General features: G+C 67.7%; 22 protein-coding genes and 2 pseudogenes. 20 read left to right on the top strand and 4 right to left on the bottom strand.

Annotated features, from left to right (window positions below):
• The first annotated feature begins 210 nt into the window (after nt 1-210).
• The 7 genes from JK364_RS24215 to JK364_RS24185 all read left to right on the top strand — a co-directional run bounded on the left by JK364_RS24215 (nt 211) and on the right by JK364_RS24185 (nt 4,839).
• Nucleotides 211-930, top strand: coding sequence for a lambda-exonuclease family protein (locus tag JK364_RS24215; protein WP_230992396.1), 720 nt, complete (start codon nt 211-213; stop codon nt 928-930).
• A gap of 148 nt (nt 931-1,078) precedes the next feature.
• A complete protein-coding gene (locus tag JK364_RS24210) occupies nt 1,079-1,225 on the top strand; it encodes a hypothetical protein (RefSeq protein ID WP_201853266.1) in 147 nt (48 codons plus the stop codon).
• Between the two features lie 330 nt (nt 1,226-1,555).
• Nucleotides 1,556-2,056 carry a single-stranded DNA-binding protein gene (locus tag JK364_RS24205; RefSeq protein WP_201853265.1) on the top strand — a complete coding sequence of 167 codons (501 nt, stop codon included), beginning with the start codon at nt 1,556-1,558 and terminating at the stop codon, nt 2,054-2,056.
• A 256-nt stretch (nt 2,057-2,312) separates the two neighbouring features.
• Complete coding sequence (locus tag JK364_RS24200) at nt 2,313-2,612, top strand: hypothetical protein (protein ID WP_201853264.1); 300 nt, start codon at nt 2,313-2,315, stop codon at nt 2,610-2,612.
• Between the two features lie 302 nt (nt 2,613-2,914).
• On the top strand, nt 2,915-3,685 hold the full coding sequence (locus JK364_RS57085; protein WP_201853263.1) for a hypothetical protein: 771 nt from the start codon (nt 2,915-2,917) through the stop codon (nt 3,683-3,685).
• A 189-nt stretch (nt 3,686-3,874) separates the two neighbouring features.
• Nucleotides 3,875-4,180: a hypothetical protein gene (locus tag JK364_RS24190; protein WP_201853262.1), complete on the top strand. Its 306-nt coding sequence runs from the start codon at nt 3,875-3,877 to the stop codon at nt 4,178-4,180.
• Between the two features lie 113 nt (nt 4,181-4,293).
• The gene (locus tag JK364_RS24185; protein WP_201853261.1) at nt 4,294-4,839 is read left to right on the top strand and encodes an SsgA family sporulation/cell division regulator; all 546 of its coding nucleotides are present in this window, start codon (nt 4,294-4,296) and stop codon (nt 4,837-4,839) included.
• 145 nt (nt 4,840-4,984) lie between these two features.
• Here the strand turns inward: JK364_RS24185 and JK364_RS55470 are convergent, their stop codons facing one another.
• The 3 genes from JK364_RS55470 to JK364_RS24170 all read right to left on the bottom strand — a co-directional run bounded on the left by JK364_RS55470 (nt 4,985) and on the right by JK364_RS24170 (nt 6,335).
• Entirely contained in the window at nt 4,985-5,227 is a 243-nt protein-coding gene (locus tag JK364_RS55470) for a transposase (protein WP_230992431.1), read from the bottom strand.
• 309 nt (nt 5,228-5,536) lie between these two features.
• On the bottom strand, nt 5,537-5,722 hold the full coding sequence (locus tag JK364_RS58105) for a hypothetical protein (RefSeq protein ID WP_201853319.1): 186 nt from the start codon (nt 5,720-5,722) through the stop codon (nt 5,537-5,539).
• Between the two features lie 136 nt (nt 5,723-5,858).
• On the bottom strand, nt 5,859-6,335 hold the full coding sequence (locus tag JK364_RS24170; protein ID WP_201853260.1) for a GntR family transcriptional regulator: 477 nt from the start codon (nt 6,333-6,335) through the stop codon (nt 5,859-5,861).
• 1,402 nt (nt 6,336-7,737) lie between these two features.
• On the opposite strand from JK364_RS24170, the gene JK364_RS57080 reads away from it, so the two are divergent.
• The 6 genes from JK364_RS57080 to JK364_RS24145 all read left to right on the top strand — a co-directional run bounded on the left by JK364_RS57080 (nt 7,738) and on the right by JK364_RS24145 (nt 11,737).
• Nucleotides 7,738-7,866 (top strand): hypothetical protein, encoded by a 129-nt coding sequence (locus tag JK364_RS57080; protein ID WP_269146292.1) that lies wholly within the window; start codon nt 7,738-7,740, stop codon nt 7,864-7,866.
• A 1,051-nt stretch (nt 7,867-8,917) separates the two neighbouring features.
• A complete protein-coding gene (locus JK364_RS24165) occupies nt 8,918-9,475 on the top strand; it encodes a PH domain-containing protein (protein WP_201853259.1) in 558 nt (185 codons plus the stop codon).
• Nucleotides 9,472-10,761 carry a PH domain-containing protein gene (locus JK364_RS24160; protein WP_201853258.1) on the top strand — a complete coding sequence of 430 codons (1,290 nt, stop codon included), beginning with the start codon at nt 9,472-9,474 and terminating at the stop codon, nt 10,759-10,761. Before JK364_RS24165 ends, JK364_RS24160 begins: the two co-directional genes overlap by 4 nt.
• A gap of 206 nt (nt 10,762-10,967) precedes the next feature.
• Entirely contained in the window at nt 10,968-11,120 is a 153-nt protein-coding gene (locus tag JK364_RS24155) for a hypothetical protein (protein ID WP_201853257.1), read from the top strand.
• Nucleotides 11,121-11,125: 5 nt separating this feature from the next.
• Nucleotides 11,126-11,563 carry a hypothetical protein gene (locus JK364_RS24150; RefSeq protein WP_201853256.1) on the top strand — a complete coding sequence of 146 codons (438 nt, stop codon included), beginning with the start codon at nt 11,126-11,128 and terminating at the stop codon, nt 11,561-11,563.
• A 12-nt stretch (nt 11,564-11,575) separates the two neighbouring features.
• On the top strand, nt 11,576-11,737 hold the full coding sequence (locus JK364_RS24145) for a hypothetical protein (protein ID WP_201853255.1): 162 nt from the start codon (nt 11,576-11,578) through the stop codon (nt 11,735-11,737).
• Between the two features lie 356 nt (nt 11,738-12,093).
• Here the strand turns inward: JK364_RS24145 and JK364_RS55460 are convergent.
• Nucleotides 12,094-12,350 (bottom strand): annotated as a pseudogene (locus tag JK364_RS55460) (IS110 family transposase); the annotation flags it as partial.
• A 108-nt stretch (nt 12,351-12,458) separates the two neighbouring features.
• Between JK364_RS55460 and JK364_RS24140 the strand changes: the two are divergent.
• From JK364_RS24140 to JK364_RS55445, 7 genes and pseudogenes are all read left to right on the top strand, one after another.
• Nucleotides 12,459-13,430 (top strand): hypothetical protein, encoded by a 972-nt coding sequence (locus tag JK364_RS24140; RefSeq protein WP_201853254.1) that lies wholly within the window; start codon nt 12,459-12,461, stop codon nt 13,428-13,430.
• A 257-nt stretch (nt 13,431-13,687) separates the two neighbouring features.
• Nucleotides 13,688-14,173: a hypothetical protein gene (locus JK364_RS24135; protein ID WP_307841372.1), complete on the top strand. Its 486-nt coding sequence runs from the start codon at nt 13,688-13,690 to the stop codon at nt 14,171-14,173.
• A gap of 79 nt (nt 14,174-14,252) precedes the next feature.
• Complete coding sequence (locus JK364_RS57075; protein ID WP_269146291.1) at nt 14,253-14,384, top strand: hypothetical protein; 132 nt, start codon at nt 14,253-14,255, stop codon at nt 14,382-14,384.
• 190 nt (nt 14,385-14,574) lie between these two features.
• Nucleotides 14,575-15,330, top strand: coding sequence for a hypothetical protein (locus JK364_RS24130; RefSeq protein ID WP_201853253.1), 756 nt, complete (start codon nt 14,575-14,577; stop codon nt 15,328-15,330).
• Nucleotides 15,331-15,444: 114 nt separating this feature from the next.
• On the top strand, nt 15,445-16,578 hold the full coding sequence (locus JK364_RS24125; protein ID WP_201853252.1) for a hypothetical protein: 1,134 nt from the start codon (nt 15,445-15,447) through the stop codon (nt 16,576-16,578).
• Nucleotides 16,532-16,839, top strand: a pseudogene (locus JK364_RS55455) (DUF3039 domain-containing protein). The gene JK364_RS24125 and the pseudogene JK364_RS55455 overlap by 47 nt, the downstream one beginning before the upstream one ends.
• A 4-nt stretch (nt 16,840-16,843) precedes the next feature.
• Entirely contained in the window at nt 16,844-17,671 is an 828-nt protein-coding gene (locus tag JK364_RS55445; RefSeq protein ID WP_230992393.1) for a hypothetical protein, read from the top strand.
• The last annotated feature ends 236 nt before the right edge of the window (nt 17,672-17,907 follow it).

Below are 17,907 nucleotides of genomic sequence, written 5' to 3'. Positions count from 1 at the left end.
CAACCTGCCGACCGATCACCGGTGTACAACGGACGGCCTCTTCTCGCCCGCTGCGCTTGTGCCCGGATTGCGGATGGCTCGCCAGTCGGAGCGGCGGGTGTACAAGTTGGGCAGATCCTTCGCGAAGACGAGCAGCGACGCAAAGCCCTGGAAGACGCCCTCCAGAGAGCCTGGTGTCTCACTCGTACCTGACCGAAGAGGGAGAAGTGGATGGCTCAGGAACGGTCCATAACGCAGCACAGCCCCACTGGGGTGTTACTCGGGTTCGTCACGCCCGGTAGTCCTGAATGGCGGCAATACCGGAACGAGTCCGTGGCCGCAGGGGAGATCGCCGCCATCCTCGGCCTATCCCCGTTCCAGACCCGCCTCGGCCTGTGGGAGCGCAAGCTCGGACTGGCGACCGCGCCCCCGCCCGTGAAGAATCCCCGCGCGGCAGCACGCGGCGTGCGCCTGGAACCGGTCGTCGCCCAAGAATTCGCGGACCGGCACCCGGAGTACGACGTCGTCGAAACCGGCATGTGGCGGCACATGGACCGCAAGTGGCAGCGAGCCGCCCCGGACCGGGTCCTCTACTGGCACGGCCAGCTGCGGATCCCCATCGCTCTGCTGGAGGTCAAAACAAGCCCGACCGGGGAAGGCTTCGGACCCGACGGCAGCGCTCAGTTCCCCGTCGGTTACCGGGCCCAGGTGCAATGGCAGATGGACACCCTGGGAGTCCACACCTGCCACGTCATCGTACGGATCGGTGTCTGCGACGCCTGCGACGACATCACCGTGGAGGATCCCCAGTGCGACCATGAGCACCGCGAGTACGTCATCGACTACGACCCAGGCGAGTGCGCCGCCATGCGCACCGAGGCGGCCGATTTCCTCGCCGAAGTCAAGGAAGGCCGACGGCCAGCGGCCGACGAGGCTGACCCGGGGCAATGAATTCCCGGACATACCCCACCAGCAGATGAGTGCGGCCTGCCCCCTTGGCTCGCCTGGGGAACAGACCTGCATTCGAACCGCCCTTGCCCGTGGGGTGAACGCGCCGGGCGACCCGACCGCTCGACGCCTACGAAGTGCAGGTGACGCTGTGAGGACTCCCGCCCCTGAGTTCCTCGGGCCGTTCCTCGTAGACGCTCTCATCATCTGCTCAACGGTCCTGGTGTTCTGGTTCACCACCGCAACGCTCCACCGGGCCAAGATCGCGGATCTCGAACACTCCTACCGGCTCGCCTAAAAGAGAGGTGAAACCGCCAGAGCAGGCCAGGTGGAAGCCGAACTCCGAGATATCGGAACATCAAGCGTGAGGTCTGGGTCGGGGGAGTGGCCGGTAAATCAGCGAAGAACGTGAGTCTGATCGGCGAAGCCGATTCGGGACCCGGAATGACAAAACATTCGGTCAGCGCAGCTGATTCGGAAGAAGCATTGAAAGAGAACATCATCTGATCAGCGAAGCTGATCCGGATGGTGGCATGACAGACAACTGAACATCTCAGCTCAACCCACCCAACTGCGCGCGGACGACGACGTCGACCGTGCGCTGTGCTGTATTCAAGGAGAATCCACCATGTCGAACCCGAACAGCACCGCATCCGTCATCGGCCGCGCGGCGAACGACCCGAAGGTCTTCGAGAACAAGGACGGCTCCAAGAAGGTCATGCTCACCGCCTTCGTCGACCGCGGCTACACCGACCGTCAGGGCAACCGCATCTCCGACGCGCTGCCCTTCGAGGCCTTCGTCCGTGCCGAGACGCAGGGCACCGGGCCGTTCGCCCACGTGCACAAGGGTGACCTGGTGGGCCTCAGCTATGAGCCCCGCCTGAACCGCTACACCAAGAACGGTGCCGAGGTCTTCGAGGTCAAGCTCGAGATCCAGAACATCTCCTTCCTGGAATCCCGTGCCACCACCCAGGCTCGCCTGGCCGAGCGCGTCACCAAGGCCGAGGCCCGGAACCAGAAGCTGCAGGACGAGGCTCCCGCCCCGGTCGCCGCTGCTGCGCCCGTCGCCGTCGCGCACGCCAGCGCCGTACAGGACGAGCAGCTGCCCTTCGGTCCCGGGCCGCGCTAATCGCTCCGGCATCACCTGCACCTGCCCGGCCCCGCATCCGTACGGGGCCGGCGCTGGCCTACCTCAAGACCAGACCCGCAGCGTAACGTCAAGAGAAGACCACGCCCCACCGGCCATGCCGTTCGTGCAGCAGCCCGCAGACGTCGATGAAGGCCGAGTTCGTCGACGACGGCCAAGCCGCCCAGTCGGCAGCGTGACGCCCGCGGGGAGCGCGGGCGACCCACCCCTCCAGCATCACACCTGATCAGAGACGCCGATGCCCCGAAGCCTGACCCCGGCCGAACGTCTCGCCGCGGCTGGCAAGGACACCAGTCTCGACGACAGTGAGACCCCGATGGTCCCGCACCAGAGGACCCGCGGTGACACGGTTGAGGAGTGGCTGAAGCAGCAACGGGACCGGCACTTCGACAGGTACGGCCGCAACCGCGAGTGGTACGCGCTCGACGACCTGCTCGATGCCTACCGGCTCCACGCCGACACCTGCACCCCGCTCGGTGAACACGCCTGCGAGGCGCAAGCCGTCGGCGCCTGCGACTGCCTCGAAACCGCTCAGTAGGGCATCCCGGGCCGCCACCGAGCGAACCGGAGCGTCCCACCCTCCGGGATCACCCTCGCTGAACCCGACCCGCCACACCACCCCCACCTGACCGCAGGCGGCCCGCCCCCGCACCACCAAAGGGGGGCGGGCCGCCCACGTTCCCGCGCCCCGGCTCCGCCACCCACGCGAGACCAGGAGTCGCCGAGCGGCCGCCCCCTCCTGCGGGGTTGCTGTGGTAACCGGTCGGGCTCTGACAGTGGCCACGACCAGCCGTCACGTCCTACGCCCACAACGGTACTCCACAAGGAGCGAACTCACCCGTGTTCGATACCCGTCAAACCCTCCGCAAAGCCCTCCACACCACCTCCACCTGGTACGCCCTGTGTACCACCCTCCACCTGACCGACCCGCCCATGGTGACCAGCGCCCACGACACCCACGACACCACCGGCCTCCACTTCCAGGAGCACACCCGCCGCCCATCAGCGACCACCGGCACCATCACCATCGACCGCACCAACGGCGCGTTCACCGTGCGGGCCCACACCCCCAGCCTCCGCTGGCACACAGCCCTCAACACTCTCGGCCGCCTCCACACCACCCTGCAAGACGCCCCGCCCTCCGACCCGGAGGCAGTCCGCTGGGAATGGCAGCCCTATGCATGCGCCCACCCTGGCGCTCTCACCGGCACCCTCTCCCTCGCCCCTCACCTCACCGTCACCACGTTCATCGACCACGCCCCCACCCCAACCAGCGACCGGACCTACGCCACCTCCGCCCTGACCATCACCCCCGCCGCCCGCGAACACTGCCTCGCCGTCTGGACTCTCGGTGCGACCTTCTTCGGAACCTTCCTCACCCAGGACCCCACCTACCGCCCCACCACTCCCGGCGGCCACCCCCTCCACCACAACCCCACCGACGACTTCAACCCCACCGACCCCCTCGACCACGACGACGAACCACCTGTCGGCATACACACATGCGGTTGGCTGCCCAGCCACGGCGAATGCTCACGTTGCGCCCTCCCGCCGCAGGAGAAGAACACGGTTTGGCTCGACCCGAGGGACTACGACGAACCGTCCTTCTAGCCCGCCACCGGCCCCGCGCCCGCGCCAATCGACCTGAGGGGCCTGACGCCCTACACCGTCGGCATCGAGCGGGATTCCATCACCTCGTACCCCTACCGCAACGAGTAGCGCGTCCCCCGCACGTAGCCGCTGGTGAGTCCGACACACCGTCGCAGACTCCGCCATCCAGACCGATCAGAAGAACTGCCCATGTCCACTGCCGCTGTCCGCAAGTTGAATCCAGCCGCAACCATCGAGAAGATCCTCACCTTCGACGGCAGACCCGAAGCCGTCCTCGTCCGCCCGATCCCCGCCGCCTGCCGGACCAACATGGCCACAGACATTGTCGACCGCGATGGCTGCGGCGGCACCGGATGGATCTGCCCCACCTGTCACGAGGGCGACGATTGCCCCACCGTGGAGAGCGACGAGTGCGAGCCTGGTACCTCCGGGGCGCAGCCGTGCGTCTGTGTCGATGGCCAGACCGGCAATTGGGAACCGTCCAGCTGGGCGTGAACCTTCGATATGACATGGTGCCCCGGCTGAGAGAAGCAGCCGGGGCACCGCTCCATCAGCCTACCCGGGCGGGGGCACGAGGGCACGATCCACGAGGACAAGATCCTCGGCCCGTGGGGCTCATCCGACTCGCCCAGAACAAGGGGCTGCGCCCGGCCTGGAGTGGCGCGCTGCTCAAGACCGTGACCCCTCACACCTGCGCGACAACGCACCGGCCCGCCGGGGTCAACATCCCAACGGAGCACCGAATGGAAACGCAGTTCTACGTACATCTCGACTTCCCGGCAGCCGCGCGTGTCCTGGCCCGCCTGTCCTACTCACCGGACACCCCCCACTGCGTCGAGGTCACCTTCGACCTGGGCGGCGACCATGCCCCAGTGACATGGACTCTGGGGCGGGAACTGCTGAGGGACGGATTGAACGGGCCCGCGGGAATGGGCAATGTGCAGATCGGCCCCACCGACCTGCCTTCACACACACTGTGCCTTCGCCTGCATTCCCCGCACGGGACCGCCGAGTTCAGCCTGCCCGGTCAGGCGCTCGGCGACTTTCTCCGACGGACCGCGAAGGCCGTCCCCTACGGCCGCGAGGCGGAAACGCCCGGGTTCCTCACGAACCTGGACCGCGCGCTGGCCAATATGCTCGACGAGCCCTGCTGACCGGGCCACTCTCAGCTCCCGCGCCCGCCACCCCCGAGGCTGCTATGTCGTGTCAAGCCCCTTGAGGGAGTTCGTCCGCGTCCGGCTGGCTCCTTCGTTCGAGGATCTTGAAGATCTGGCGGCAGATGTTGCGCTTCAGGCAGCGCTACGCGTCGCGAGGGCTCTGACCCTCGGCGATGCGTCGGGCAACGTAGGTCTTCGTGGCAGGGTCGAGCCGCATCCTGATCAGGGTGATCGTGTGCATCACTCGGTTCAGTTGGCGGTCGCCTCCCCGGTTCAGCCGGTGCTTGTTGGTCAGGCCCGACGAGGCGGGGATCGGCACGACGCCAGCGAAGGAGGCGAAGACGGCCTCGGAACAGAACCGGCCCGCATGCGACCAGCTGACCAGGACCTGTAGTTCATGGGGCCTGAATGAGAGGTGAGGCCGGCGCCGTAACTGCCGGTTCCTTCGAGTGCCCAGCAGCGGCGTCCGGGCACGAGCTGGCCGACGAACTCCAGCAGGCGCCGGTAGCCGCGGGTGTGAGCAGGTGAGTCGGTGGTCTCCAGGACAGCCCCAATGGGGCTCACGGCGGCTGCGGCGAGCGTGTCGCGGTGAGTATCGACTCCGATGACGCTGTCGATGTGTTCTGCGATCACGGTCACGTGGTTGTTCCCCTTTGGGCGGACGACCGTGATGGCGTCGGCCTGGGTGGAGTCATCACATGGCGGAACTGTGATGAGTCACGCCGGAAGGCGGACAAGCCCTTATGGCACTGAGCGCCTGGTTCACCGAGGCGGCGGCCAGCACCTCGTTCAGGTCGGCCGACCACTGCGCGGAGTGCTCATGGCGAGCCGTCAGCGAGGAAACCCCGTTGTCGAGCGTCCAGTCGAACCAGTTCTCGATGCACCGCTTGTAGGCGCTGCGGGTGTGCGAGTTCCTGTGTCATAGCAGCCACTGCCGCTCGATCTCCCCGCACACCCGGCGGATGTACGCCTCATGCTCGTCCAGGTAGATGGCGCCCGCCGGGGCGACGACGAGGTCAGCGGTCACGGTCGACCTTGATGTCGAGCGGAGCAATGTAAAGCGGGCCTCCGCGCCCCCCCGGCCGGTGGATCACGCCATCGCGGATCAGCCGGTCGATGACCTGCTTGTGCGTGGCCTTGTCACACCGGTACGTCTCGGTGAAGGCAGTCCGCGGAGGGAATTGGTCGCCTGGCTTGAGGCGGCCCAGCCCGATGTGGAGCAGCACGTCGGCCAGCACCTCGTCGGCCTCGCGGAGGTCCGCGCGGTGGAGAGAGCCGTCGCGGACCCGCAACACCCCCTCGGGCAGGTAGCGGGAGAATTCTGCTTCGGAGAGTCCGAAGCGGATGCCGACCTCTACCCGGTGCTCGGGCATGAGGTCGGCATTCATCTCCTGCAGGATGGCGGCGTTGATGTCGATGAGCGCTTCCCTGTAGGCCCGCGAGATCGCGGCCAGGCGGGCCACCTCCGTCGAGGTGTATGTCTTCGCGGTCATCAGGGGGGACCGTACCGCTCGTCGATGTCGGCTTTGCAAGGGACGCAGGTGGTGGTCATGCCACAGATTTTTACATACCCCCGAGGGTTCGCGTCGATGATGCCAGTTATCGACTGCTCGTCGCCATCTGGTCCGGCGTCTGGTGCAGGCATCGCCTCCCCGCCCGGATCGTGTTGATGCTTGGCCGTCGTTCCTGCTGGCATGTGATGCACCGAGACATCCACGGCTTGCGCGCAGTACCCGGGTAGGGCACCAGGGGCTCGTATCCGGCAGCCCTCAGCTCGGCTTCCGCAGCCCTGGCCTTCTGAACGCAGGTGCACTGCCGCAGGTCTCTGATGCGGAGCGAGTAATTTTTGCCACAGACGGCGCATTGCAGCTTCCAGGGTCGCGACTTGAAGCCTGGGTAGGGCTCCAGCGGCAGGAGGCCGTTCTCATCCGCGAGTACAACGGCTCGCTCAGCGGACAGCGACGCGTGCGAGCAGCGCTGTCCGCTACGCAGGTTGCGCTGTCCGCTACGCAGGTTGTTGAGCATGAGCCGCTTCTCCACCCCGCACGTCACGCAACGTACACGCCACGGGTCGCGGACGCGGCCGGGGTAGGGCTCCAACGGCTCGTATCCACCTTCGCGCAGCTCGGTGAGGGCGTCTTCGGGTGAAGTCTGCGGCAGGATAGGCACGAATGTTGTCTCTTTCTAGCTATTTCAAGTAAGAGACATGGTACGCCAGCCCTCCGTGTTCCGGGGCGCCGAGGCGCTACGCACGGTAGCACCATGGTGCCCGACAGTGACGCCAACACCCTCGCGACCCGCGTCATGACCACCATCCGCGCCCACAAAGGGACCCGCCCAGTGACCTCGGTACGCCGTCGCCGCCTGGCAGAACCACCTCCTTTGACCGTCATCTTCTGCAAGGAGGGCGCGGACACCGTGAGATTCTGCTGCGGCACCTACGAAGGCAGCACCGCCGGCATCCCCATTGGTGCCTGCGAGTGCCGTGATGCGCGAGAAGTGAACCGCCCCCGGCCGTCCGAGATCAGAGCAGCTGTTCCGGACGATCTACGACAGTCCACCACAACTTCTGCACGGAGCGGTTCGAATCCGCAGTGCGCCGACTGATCCTCGACGTGCGCCAGTGGGCACACCGTGCAGACCGACCGCGGAACAGGTTCGATTCCTGAGCGCTGCAACTGATCCCTGCGGCGCGTCCCTGGAGATCTCCGCGGCTCCGGCTTCCCCAGCACCCCGGTGCGCGCTCTGCCTTCGGGCAGCAGCTGCGCCGGGGTGCTGTTTTTCTTCTTCGTGGCTCGCCTTGCTCGTCCCGTGAAGGCAGTGAGCACAAGGGATCAGCGGAGCTGATCCGGATCTGGCGTTGAAGAACATCCTTGTCACGTCAGGAGCCGAGCCATGAACTGCCCGAACTGCGCCATCGACATGGAGTCGAGCGCCCACGGCGTCCGCGCCGGCAAGAAGGCCAAGAAGGTCACGCACACGTGCTACACGTGCTCCGAGTGCGGCTACAGCGAGACACGCTGACCAGCGACTTCTTCCCCTCTTCCCCTCTCTTCCACTTCCACTGCGATCTCGAAGGAGACCACGCTCGTCGCTGAGATGGGCAAGGACGCATCTGCCGGAATCTCCTCATGCTCTTTGCCGCTCCACCAGACGCCACCCGCTTTTCGGCAGCAAGAGCGTGCGCCTGCTGCAGCACCGGCGACCGGGCCGCCGTGCGCGACCTGCATCCCAATCGCGCCGGAGTAGATCGGCCCCTTTCGTGGCTGGCGTCGTCGTCGGCTCACCCATCGTCCGGTGCTTGCTGCGGCACCCGACAAGACCGGTGTTGCGACAGCCGCCGATACCGCCGCCTTGGTCACGAACCCCATCCGTCTTCCGCGGACCTGATCTCAGCCTCGGCACGACCGCCCCCCAGAGGGAACCTGACCACAGTTGGAGCACCAGTGCCTTCCACCATCGTTACGCCGAAGACCGCCCCAGACCCCGATGCCAAGGCCCGCCGCTGGCCGCCCACCATCTGGGCGGCACTCATCGGAACCCGGACTGGCTGACTCCACGAGCGGCTGCTGCCTTGCTGCTGCCGCTGCTGGACCCGGCGAGATCATCCTCTTCGTCGCGGCAGGGATCTTGTCAGCCGTCTTGCCCCGCCTGGAGCACACGGACGGTACGCCGGCCTGTGGGGCAGCAACCTCGCGTTGGCCGTCATCGCTGCACCGCTCCTCGCCGCGTGGTCGCTCAGCCATGGCGGCGCATCACAGCGACTTGGGTCATCTGTGGTACCGGGGCGCTCGGGGCTGTCCTGTGCTGGCCCTTGCACTCCAGCATCCGTACACCAGAGGCATCCTCTCCGCGGTCACCGAGTCGTGCTGACAACACAGCCAGGTAAGGAAGAGACCTTAGCCACCAAGACAAAGCAGTTCGGCGAGGCAGCCTTTCTCCGCCAGCTCCCCGATGACCAGCACGTTCGAAGATGGCAAAGGCTCTCTGAACCTGCACCCGCGCAGGCCCGGCCCGCACTCACTGCACCTGTTCTCTCTCGCCACACACCGCCAACCAGACGAAGGACGACCGCATGGTCCATGATATCCAACCAGAACCGCCGTTCACTCTCAGCGGTGCCGAGCTGACCCGACACCCTGAGCGCACCGTCCGCGTCAGCCGCATCGCGACCGCACTCGGCGTCCTTGGCGTAACCGCCCTGCTCGGGGCGCTGGGATTCATGGTCACCAGTACCGTCTATCTGACGGTGACCAAGTCTCGAGACTGGCACGACATGTTGGACTGGTGGGACGCGGGGATGGCGCTCATAGCAGTGCTCCCCGCCGCCTTCTACGCCTGGCGCTGGAACCGCATCAAGGCCGCGTGGACCTTCCGTGGGTATCACCTGGGCGCCGAGGAGCTGTACCTCCGCACCGGTCTGCTGCACCGAAGCTTCACCGTCCTGGCCTACGCCCGGATACAGGAGGTGAATGTCTCCTCCGGTCCCATCCAGCGCCGCTACCGCCTTGTCACCGTCACCATCAGCAGCGCGGCCGGCAGCGACGCCGTCGAGAACGTTGATCCGCAGACGGCGCGCGACCTGCGCGACCGGCTCACCGAGCTCGCCCGTGAGCGGAGGCTGCCGGTATGACCGAGCCGCTCCAAGGCCGACTCCACCCAGTCACGCCACTGCGGCGGAGCTGGGCCGTTCTTGTCGGGATCGGGATTCTGACCTACAACCAGCGCGACCTCTTCAGCGTCGGAACCTCCGGCACCAAGGAACAGATCGACGTGCCCGTGTGGGCAGCCTGCGCCATCGTGACAGTGCTCGTCGGAGGGGTCGTCAGCCTGTTCGTCGCTGCCTGGTGGCACAGCCACTACAGCCTCGACGGCGACACGCTTGGATACCGCAGCGGCCTGCTGTTCAAGGTCCGACGTCACTGCGACCTTGACCACGTACAGAGCGTCGACATCGTCCGGCCCTTTCTCGGCCGACTCATCGGCGTCTGCACTCTCCGGGTCGTGATGTCCGGCACGACGATGACCTTGTCCTACCTCACCCTCAATCAGGCACGCACGCTCAAGGCGCGTATCCTCGCCGAGGACACCAGTGATGAGAAGCTCTATCAGGTGAAGACGAAGGACCTCGTGCTCGCCCTTCTTCTCGACATCGGCACCAACGTCTGGTCTCTCGTCCTCGTCGCGTTCGGGATCCTCCCGTATGTCCTCTCCGGTGAACTGCTCACCCTCTCCACCCTGATCGCTTTCGTGCCCAAGGTCTGGCGGCTGACCGGGAAACGGCTCTTCGTCTACACCGGATGGTCTGTCACCCGCACCGCCGAGGGCAGCTACCGCACCGACTACGGCATGTTCGACACCCAGCAGTACACCTACCGGGATTCCCGCATCGCCTCCATCGAGACCCACCAGCCGCTCCTGTGGCGGAGGCTCGACTGGGTCGAGGTCAAGGTCGCCGTCGCTGGTGCCGCCGCCCCCGGCCTCCTGGTACCCGTCTGCCCGCGCTCTGTCGCCGAGAAGATGGTCCTCCACCTCCTCGGCGCTGAGGCCGTGTCCCACCTGCATGAACCGGTTCCTGCTCCCGCGGAGGCCCGGAAGGCCACTCCCTTCTACAAAGCGCTCGGGTACCGCCTCGACAACGGGTTCTTCACGTCCTGGCGCGGGTTCTTCCTCCGCAACGTCACGACGGTGGCCCCCGTCGGCCGGATCCAGTCAGTCTCCATCGACCAAGGCCCGTGGCAGCGCAAGCTCGGCCTCGCGAGCGTCTACGCGCACATGGCCGGTGGCAACAGCGTGCCGGCCGCCCACCGCACCAATGTCGAATCGGCCGACCTTGCAACCTGCCTCTACGAGCACTCGATGGACTACGCCGAGGCCAAGCCGGGTCATCAGGCAGGGCTGGTGAACACCGGCCGATAGGCGGCGTCACTGAGCCCCTGCTACCGAGCGACGCATCTGCTAAAGGCGGACGGCAGGTCAACCTCACGCGGAGACCGCCCACACGGCGGTCCCCTGCCGTTGCATTTCGCCAGCTGACGCCTGGACCTTCTGCGTTTGCACCTGCTCCGAGCCCAGTACGTGCTCGGCAGCAATCACGCCACCGAGGACCAGGAGGGACACCACAGTTGACGAAGCGGGACGACCTCGTACACCAGGACCTCACCACCCTGGAGGCCGCACGCATCTACGGCGTGCGCTGCGAGCTCGACGAGCTCGCCTTCTTCGAACCCATGCCAGCGGCCCACTCCCAGTACAAGCCACTGACCAAGGAGCACTGACCACCATGAGTTTCTTCAGCCGCATCGGCCTTATTGAGACCGAAGAGCAGGAGCGGGCCCGGCTGGCCCAGGCCCCCGAGGGCTCGTTGAACCACTACCTGTCCACCCTGCCCGTGACCATCGAAGAGTGGCCCAAGGACCTGCTCGTCGAGCTGACCTGGGAGCCGCCGCGCACTGACCGGCCCTACCGCGTCGTCGTGGTGCCGATCGAGTTCCGGGAGGACGCTCTGCCCGATGGCGTCGAGGAGGAGCCGCTGCCGCACAAGCTCCACTCCGGCTCCTGGACGTGTGCCGTGGTGTTCTCCGACCACCCGGGCTGCCCGGTTGGCGGCTTCCGTATCGTCGTCCCGGACGTCGAGATTGCCCGAGGTCGGAAGGTCGACCTCGCTGGGGCCCTGGCCCCGTTGTCATCCAAATCGTCCATCACCATGCCCAAGGAGTAGGACGAGGTTGTGATGCGGGCCGCCGACGGCAATCCCGCCATGCTCGCCGTCAAGCCCTGGACGCAAGAGGGCGTGCTCTCGTGCGAGCAGCGTGGCGACGAGAACGGTGAAGTCCTGCACAGGATGGTCGCCGACGCCAAGGCGATCGACCACGAGATCGAGAATGAGATCTGATTGTAGCCGCCGGTCCTGGCCGTGCAGTCCCCGTCGAGCTGATCGACTCGCCGAGGCGGAGGCCACCCAGGCGCGGGAAACGGCCTCCACGGCGCGCACGCAGGCGACGCAGGACGCCGCCGCGTCCCGACCCGCGTCCGCCGAAGGGCTCCAAGACTCCCGCACGGCGTCAGGCACGGCGCCGACCGGCGGGGGACGACGGACCGGCCGTACTGCGTGACCTGCTACGGCTCGACGGCATCTGATCACCCCGCGCCGCACTGAATCCCCAGGCAGCCCCCGTTCGAGTCGGGCCGGTCGCACTCAGCACGAACCCCACCCTCCACACGCGAGAGACATCTCGCGTGCGTAACAAGTCAAGCCACCGTGGCCAGAGCCACTGAAGGACCGGAGGGGAACGCATGTTGCTCGTCGAAAAGCTGTCGGCTCTGCAGGCAGTGGTAGAGCCGGGCATCATCCGGTTGAACAGGTGCCGCTGATCCCCGGCATGCCAGCCCCCACCCTCGCGTCGGCGCTTGTAGTGGGCGTTGGCTCCGGGCGAGACCCGCATAGCGGAGAACGCCCAGAGGAAGCCGGCGGCGATGAGGCAGTTGTCCTTGATGTAGCGGCCGCCACAAGGGATTCACCCGGTACGCGCGGGCAACCACGAACCCATCCATCAGCCAGACCAGCCACCCGAACCCGGGCTCGCTGGATCCCTACACACGGATTAGGACACCCGATGTACGACACCCCGGATACGCTCCGCGCGTTCCTGACCCTGTGCCTGGACCCCGGCCCCGGCCGCACGAAGCGCACCCCTGAGGAGCTGACCCGGATCTTGCCGGAGCCGATCCTCGCCCAGCTGACTACCTTCGCCCCGAACCTCGGCGTGCTGCGCAGCGACACCGAGCAGCGCCAGCGGCAGGCCGACACCGCGCGCCTGGTCTGGGCGGCCAGCCTCGCCGAGTGGATCGAGGGCCAGGTCCCAGCCGAGGACCGCGCGCAGCACTGCAACGGTGCGGCCCTCACCCACGACGAGACCGGGGTCTGCACCCACCCCGTTGCCCCGGCCGAGGAGGCGCCGTGCGCTCACGAGTCGTGGGACGTCACCAGCGAGTACCCGGCTCCGGGCCGTACCGGGTGGGTGAAGTTCCGCACCTGTAATGACTGCGGCGCGCTCCTGGACTCTGTGACCGAGCCGGAACCGCACTTTGAGACCAACCGCGCGGCAGCCGCGGCGGCGGTCGGGCACGTCACCGTCGAGGAAACCGCCGCGGTGTACGTCGGCGAGGATGTCCAGGCGCCGGCCGAGCCGGCGGTCCTGCCCTGGACGGAACTCCTGTGGGGCCACGAGTCGCACGAGCTGATCGGTGAGATCGCCTTTGCGCTGTGCAACACCGACGGCCGCCCGCGTGACGAGGATGAGACGAAAGAGCAGCGCGGCCGCCGGATCCTCGCCGACATCGAGCACGTCCTCGCCGGGTGGCGGGACGCGGTCGAGCACCGGTGCCCGCCGGTCTACCTGACCCCCGACGGCCGGGTGTGGACGTACCGGGGCGAGCACGTCGCGGGCGACGGCCCGGCGTGCTACGAGTCGCCGTCGTCGCCGAAGGCGTACACAGTCGCCCAGCTCAAGGCCATGTACGGATGGGTCGCCACGGTCGACGGGAGGACGCCGACCGAGGGCGAGGGCGTCCCGACCGCGTTGTAAGACTACGCGCGCGTCTGCCGCGCCTCCGGCCTCCTGCCGTACACCACGGTCCTCGTCCAGAGCGCCGTGAGCCCCGAGGTCCATGCGGCCGTTCACGTCTCCCTGGACCCGCGCCTCGAACTCAGCACCGGCGCCGTCGACGAGGTCCGTACCGCGATCTGCGACGACCTCACCGTCCGCGAGTGACCACCCCGCCCCTGGCCCGTCCCGCCGGTACCGGGACGGGCCCCGCCCACCGAGACCCTGGAGAACCACACGTGACCGCCACCCTGACCGCCCCCGAGCGGATCCCCCTGACCCCGAGCGCGGACAACACCCCAGTCGTCCGCACCATCGTCCAGAGCATCGCGGCCGACCACGACCCGGAAACGTACCTACGGATCGTGCTCCACCGGCCCGACGGCGGCGCGAACCTCAGGCACGCCTGGACCGAGGGCGGTGAACCTCTCGGCGACGAGGTGGACCGCGCGGCCCTCGCCGCCGGCATGGACGCCGCCGACTGGCTCCACATCGGGGATCTGAATTGCACGCGTTCCACCCGGGGCCGGATCACGGTCGAGGCGTACGCGCTGCGCCCGGTCCTCGCCGATGTCTCCAGCGGCATCCGCAGCCCGGCCGACCGCCGTGACGGCCTGGTCCGGGTCATCCAGGAGGCCGCCCGCCAGACCGGACAGACGCCCTGCCCCGGCCTTCCCCGGTGGCTCGGCATGGGCCCCGCACTGGTGAACCGACCCACCCCCTGACCGACAGGACGCGGGAGCGCCCGGCCGGTACCAGGGTGCTCCCGCGCCCCACCAACCTACCCGTCACCAGGAGGCCACCATGCCCCCGCTCGCAGCCAGTGACCCGGTCACCCTCGGCCTGGTCGGCGTCCTCGTCTCCCCGCTCGCATCCGTGGCCGTGTACTTCTGCACCGGCCGCGCCATCCGCTCGTGGCGGAGATGGACCTCGTGACCCCGGCCGGTCGCGACCGTGGCGAACTCTTCTGGTGGTACCGGCTCGGCTCCACCTGGGACCTGATCCCCGCCTACCGCACCGCGCGCGGCCTGACCGGCCAGGGCGCCTGACACCCCGACCCCCGTACGGCGCCCTGCACCTGGGCGGAGCGTCCACGGAACCCGAACCAACCCGAGGAGAACCCCGCATGTCCACGCTCACCGCACGCCGCAGCCTCACCAAGACGCGCCCCGCGTACGACGGCCACACCGGCGCCATGCTCCGTGACGCGCTCGAAGCACTCGGGATCGTGCACCACGTGGACCAGCCGCGGCGCGGGCTGCCTACGGAGTACCTGGTGTGCAGTGTGCCGGGGCGTGCGCGGGTGTGGATCCACTGTGTGGCCGACCCGTCCGCCCGCACCCCGGAGGGCCGCCGGTTCGCCGATCACTACGACCTGCCCACGGTCGCACTGTGGGCTGTGGCCGCCATGGTCACCGACGACGAGTCAACCCGGTTCGTGTTCAACGGGGTTGGCGACGAGCACAAGCCCACGGCGAGCGCGGGCATGCAGGCCGGGCAGTGTGCTGCCGCCGTGGCCGACCACTTCGGGCTGACGGTGCCGGAGCCTGAGTACACCTGTCTGCACTGCGCGCACGTTATCGAGTGGATCGAGGCCGACGGGCAGGGCGCTTGGTACGACTCGTCCAACTGGATCGGGTGCGTGGACGGCGAGAGCCTGCACGCCCCGGAGCCGCTGTGCGGCTGGTGTGAGGGCTACGGGCTGATCGAGGTCTTCGACGACTCCACCGACGCCCGGAAGGGGCACACCACGTGCGACAACGCGCCGTGTGTCGCCCGGCGCATCATGCGCAGCGATCAGGCCGAGCGCGAGCGCCAGGCCGCGCAGGCGCAGGCCGCCGCGCACGAGTGCACCGGCCCCCTGTGCTGCCCCCCGTTCTAGCCCTCATGGCACCCCCGACCCTGCGACGCGTGCGGGCGGGTCGGCCGGTTCGAGACCGGCCGGGGGCACTCAGCACACACCCGGCCACGGCAGCAGCCCGAGAGGAAACCCAGCATGACCACGCAGGCCCGCAGCATCGTCCGGGAGACCGTCAAGCCCGAATACACCCGGTACACGCCGACCAACGGCAAGAAGCCTGACGGCGCCGACTTCGGCGTTGACGGCTGGCTGTTCGCGCTACCCGGCGAGACGCTCGCCGGGGTCCGGTTCCCGCAGGCCATGTACGCCGCCTTTCAGGTGAGCGAGCGCGGCGCGCTGTTCTGGAGGGTGCGGGAGGTGGGGGGCGAGCGCAGGCAGGTCGGATCCGACAGCACGACGCGTAAGGGCGCGCTCGCGCTCGCGGTGAACGCGGTTGCCCAGCAACGGGAGAAGGCCGCCGCGCCGGCAACTCGTCACCCGGGCGCCGGTGCGCGCGGCGCTGCGTGGCTCCTGGCCGCCGAGGGCGGCGAGTGTTCCCAGGTGTCGGCCACCATGACCGAGCGGCTGGAGCGGATGCGTGCGGGCCAACTCGCCGCTCTGCCGACCGTCGCGGAAATCCGGATGGCGTACCCGCTCGCCGGTGGGGGCGCCACGCTGCGGCTTATGACCGCTGAGGGCAGCACGACCGAACGCCACATGATCCCGCTCACGGAGCGGGGCGCGGCCGGTCGGGAGAACGACCCCGCCGGTATCTACCTGGACGCCATCACCGACGGCGCGAACACGGAAGGGCTGAAGACCGCCGCCGGGTGGCACCTGATGCGGCTTGGATTCAACTACGCGCGCGGCGCGGCCTGGGCGCCGTACACCGGCAGCGCGAGCAGCGAGGCGCAGTGGAAGGAGTGGGCTCCGATGCTGCCCGAGGGGCACCGGTGGCCGCACACGGTGCGCGTCGCCATCACGGCGACGGCCGAACACCTCGCCTACATCGACCGCGCGTACGGTCCCGCGCCGGAACTGCCGGACCTTCCGGCCGGTGTGAGCGCGCACCCGTCCGGCCCGCGTTCCTGGCAGATCTGCTACGCCAACCGCCGGTTCTGGCAGCTCTCCTACTGGCCCCGGATGGGCGGCGACGTGTGGACCCTGTACGCCGACCCTGCCCGTACCAAGTTCCTTGCCAGGGCCGCGAGCCCCGGCGAACTCCTCGCCACCATCCCCGCCCGTGACGCCGAAGCGCAGGCCCGCGCGGCGGCCCGCAAGGGCTACTGACACGCAGCGCGGCAGCAACACGGACACCAACGCCCTCATCGACTCGATCGTCGAGAACGAGGAGCGGGTGAAGGACGACGGCGCTGGTGACCACGACCGCCTGAGCCACTACGTCAGCAAGGAGGACATCGTCCGCTCCTCCATGACGGGCGAGCCGTCTTCGCCCTCTGCGGCAAGAAGTTGACCCCGTCGAAGAACCCGGAAAAGTACCCGGTCTGCCCGGAGTGCAAGGAGATCTGGGAGCGCCTCAAGGAGGAGTAGCACCATGACCATCAGCGAAGAGCAGAAGGTTGCCGCCGTCCACCGGCTGAGCGTGATGTCCAAGCGGCACCCCGAGCTGAAGCGCCGCGTGGCGGACGCCCGGCTCGAGCTCGCTGTCGCCATTCTCGCCATGGACGCCGTGGAGGAACGCATCCAGGCCGGGGAGATGATCCACTCCCTCCAGGAGCAGGCAGTCGTCGAGTTGGCGAAGAACGCCCATGCCCAGGTTCTGGCGGACCTCCTGCGGGGCGAGCCCGTCTTCGCCCTCTGCGGCAAGACCACCGAACCACCCATAGGAGGCTCCGTCATGCACGATGCACTCGAATACACGCCCCGCAGCATCTACACGCTGGAACCGCACGCTGATTTTGTGACCGCCGAGAACGGATACATTCCGATCGAGGCCATCGCCGAGCGCGTCTACGGCAAGCCGTACAGCTCGCTGCGCGGATGCCAGCGGGACGACGAGCACATCGGCAATGACAGCGTGAAGCTCTACGAGCTCACCTTTGATGAGGACTACCTGCAGGCACTCGGCGACCTCGACGGCGCCGAGATCTATCTCGGCTGGGACTCCCGCACCGGCGAGAGCGCCTTCAAGACCGGCATGACGGAGCTGGACTACTGGTTGAGTATCCGTGTCGCCGACGAGAACACACCAGCCACCGTCGAGGCGAACCCGCCGGCGACGCAAGACCTTGAGAACGCCGTGTTCGAGGACCGGTTCTTCGCCGATCGCGCCTTCTCACCGTCGCTGAGGCTGGTCCTCGCCGACCTCATCCGTCGCAGCGAACTGCCGCGCGGCGACTACCTGTTCCGACACTGGTGGTGATCGAAGCGCAATGAAGACCGAAGCCATGGCTCAGTCTCAGACATCCGTCTTCGACATCACCAAGCACATCCTGCAGAAACACGCCGCGGCCGAGCCGACCGGCCGACGTTGACCGCGATGAAGCTCCAGAAGGTCGTCTACCACTGCCAATCCTGCCACCTCGCCTGGGAGGGCAGAGCCCTCCTCCCGGAAGCGATCCAGGCATGGGCCACCCGCTCCCGCACTCTCTGATCAAG

The sequence above is a fragment of the Streptomyces endocoffeicus genome, assembly GCF_016741935.1.
GTDB classification, from domain to species: domain Bacteria; phylum Actinomycetota; class Actinomycetes; order Streptomycetales; family Streptomycetaceae; genus Streptomyces; species Streptomyces endocoffeicus.
The sequence above is the reverse complement of the archived record's forward strand: the minus strand, read 5'-3'. Positions and strand labels throughout refer to the sequence as shown.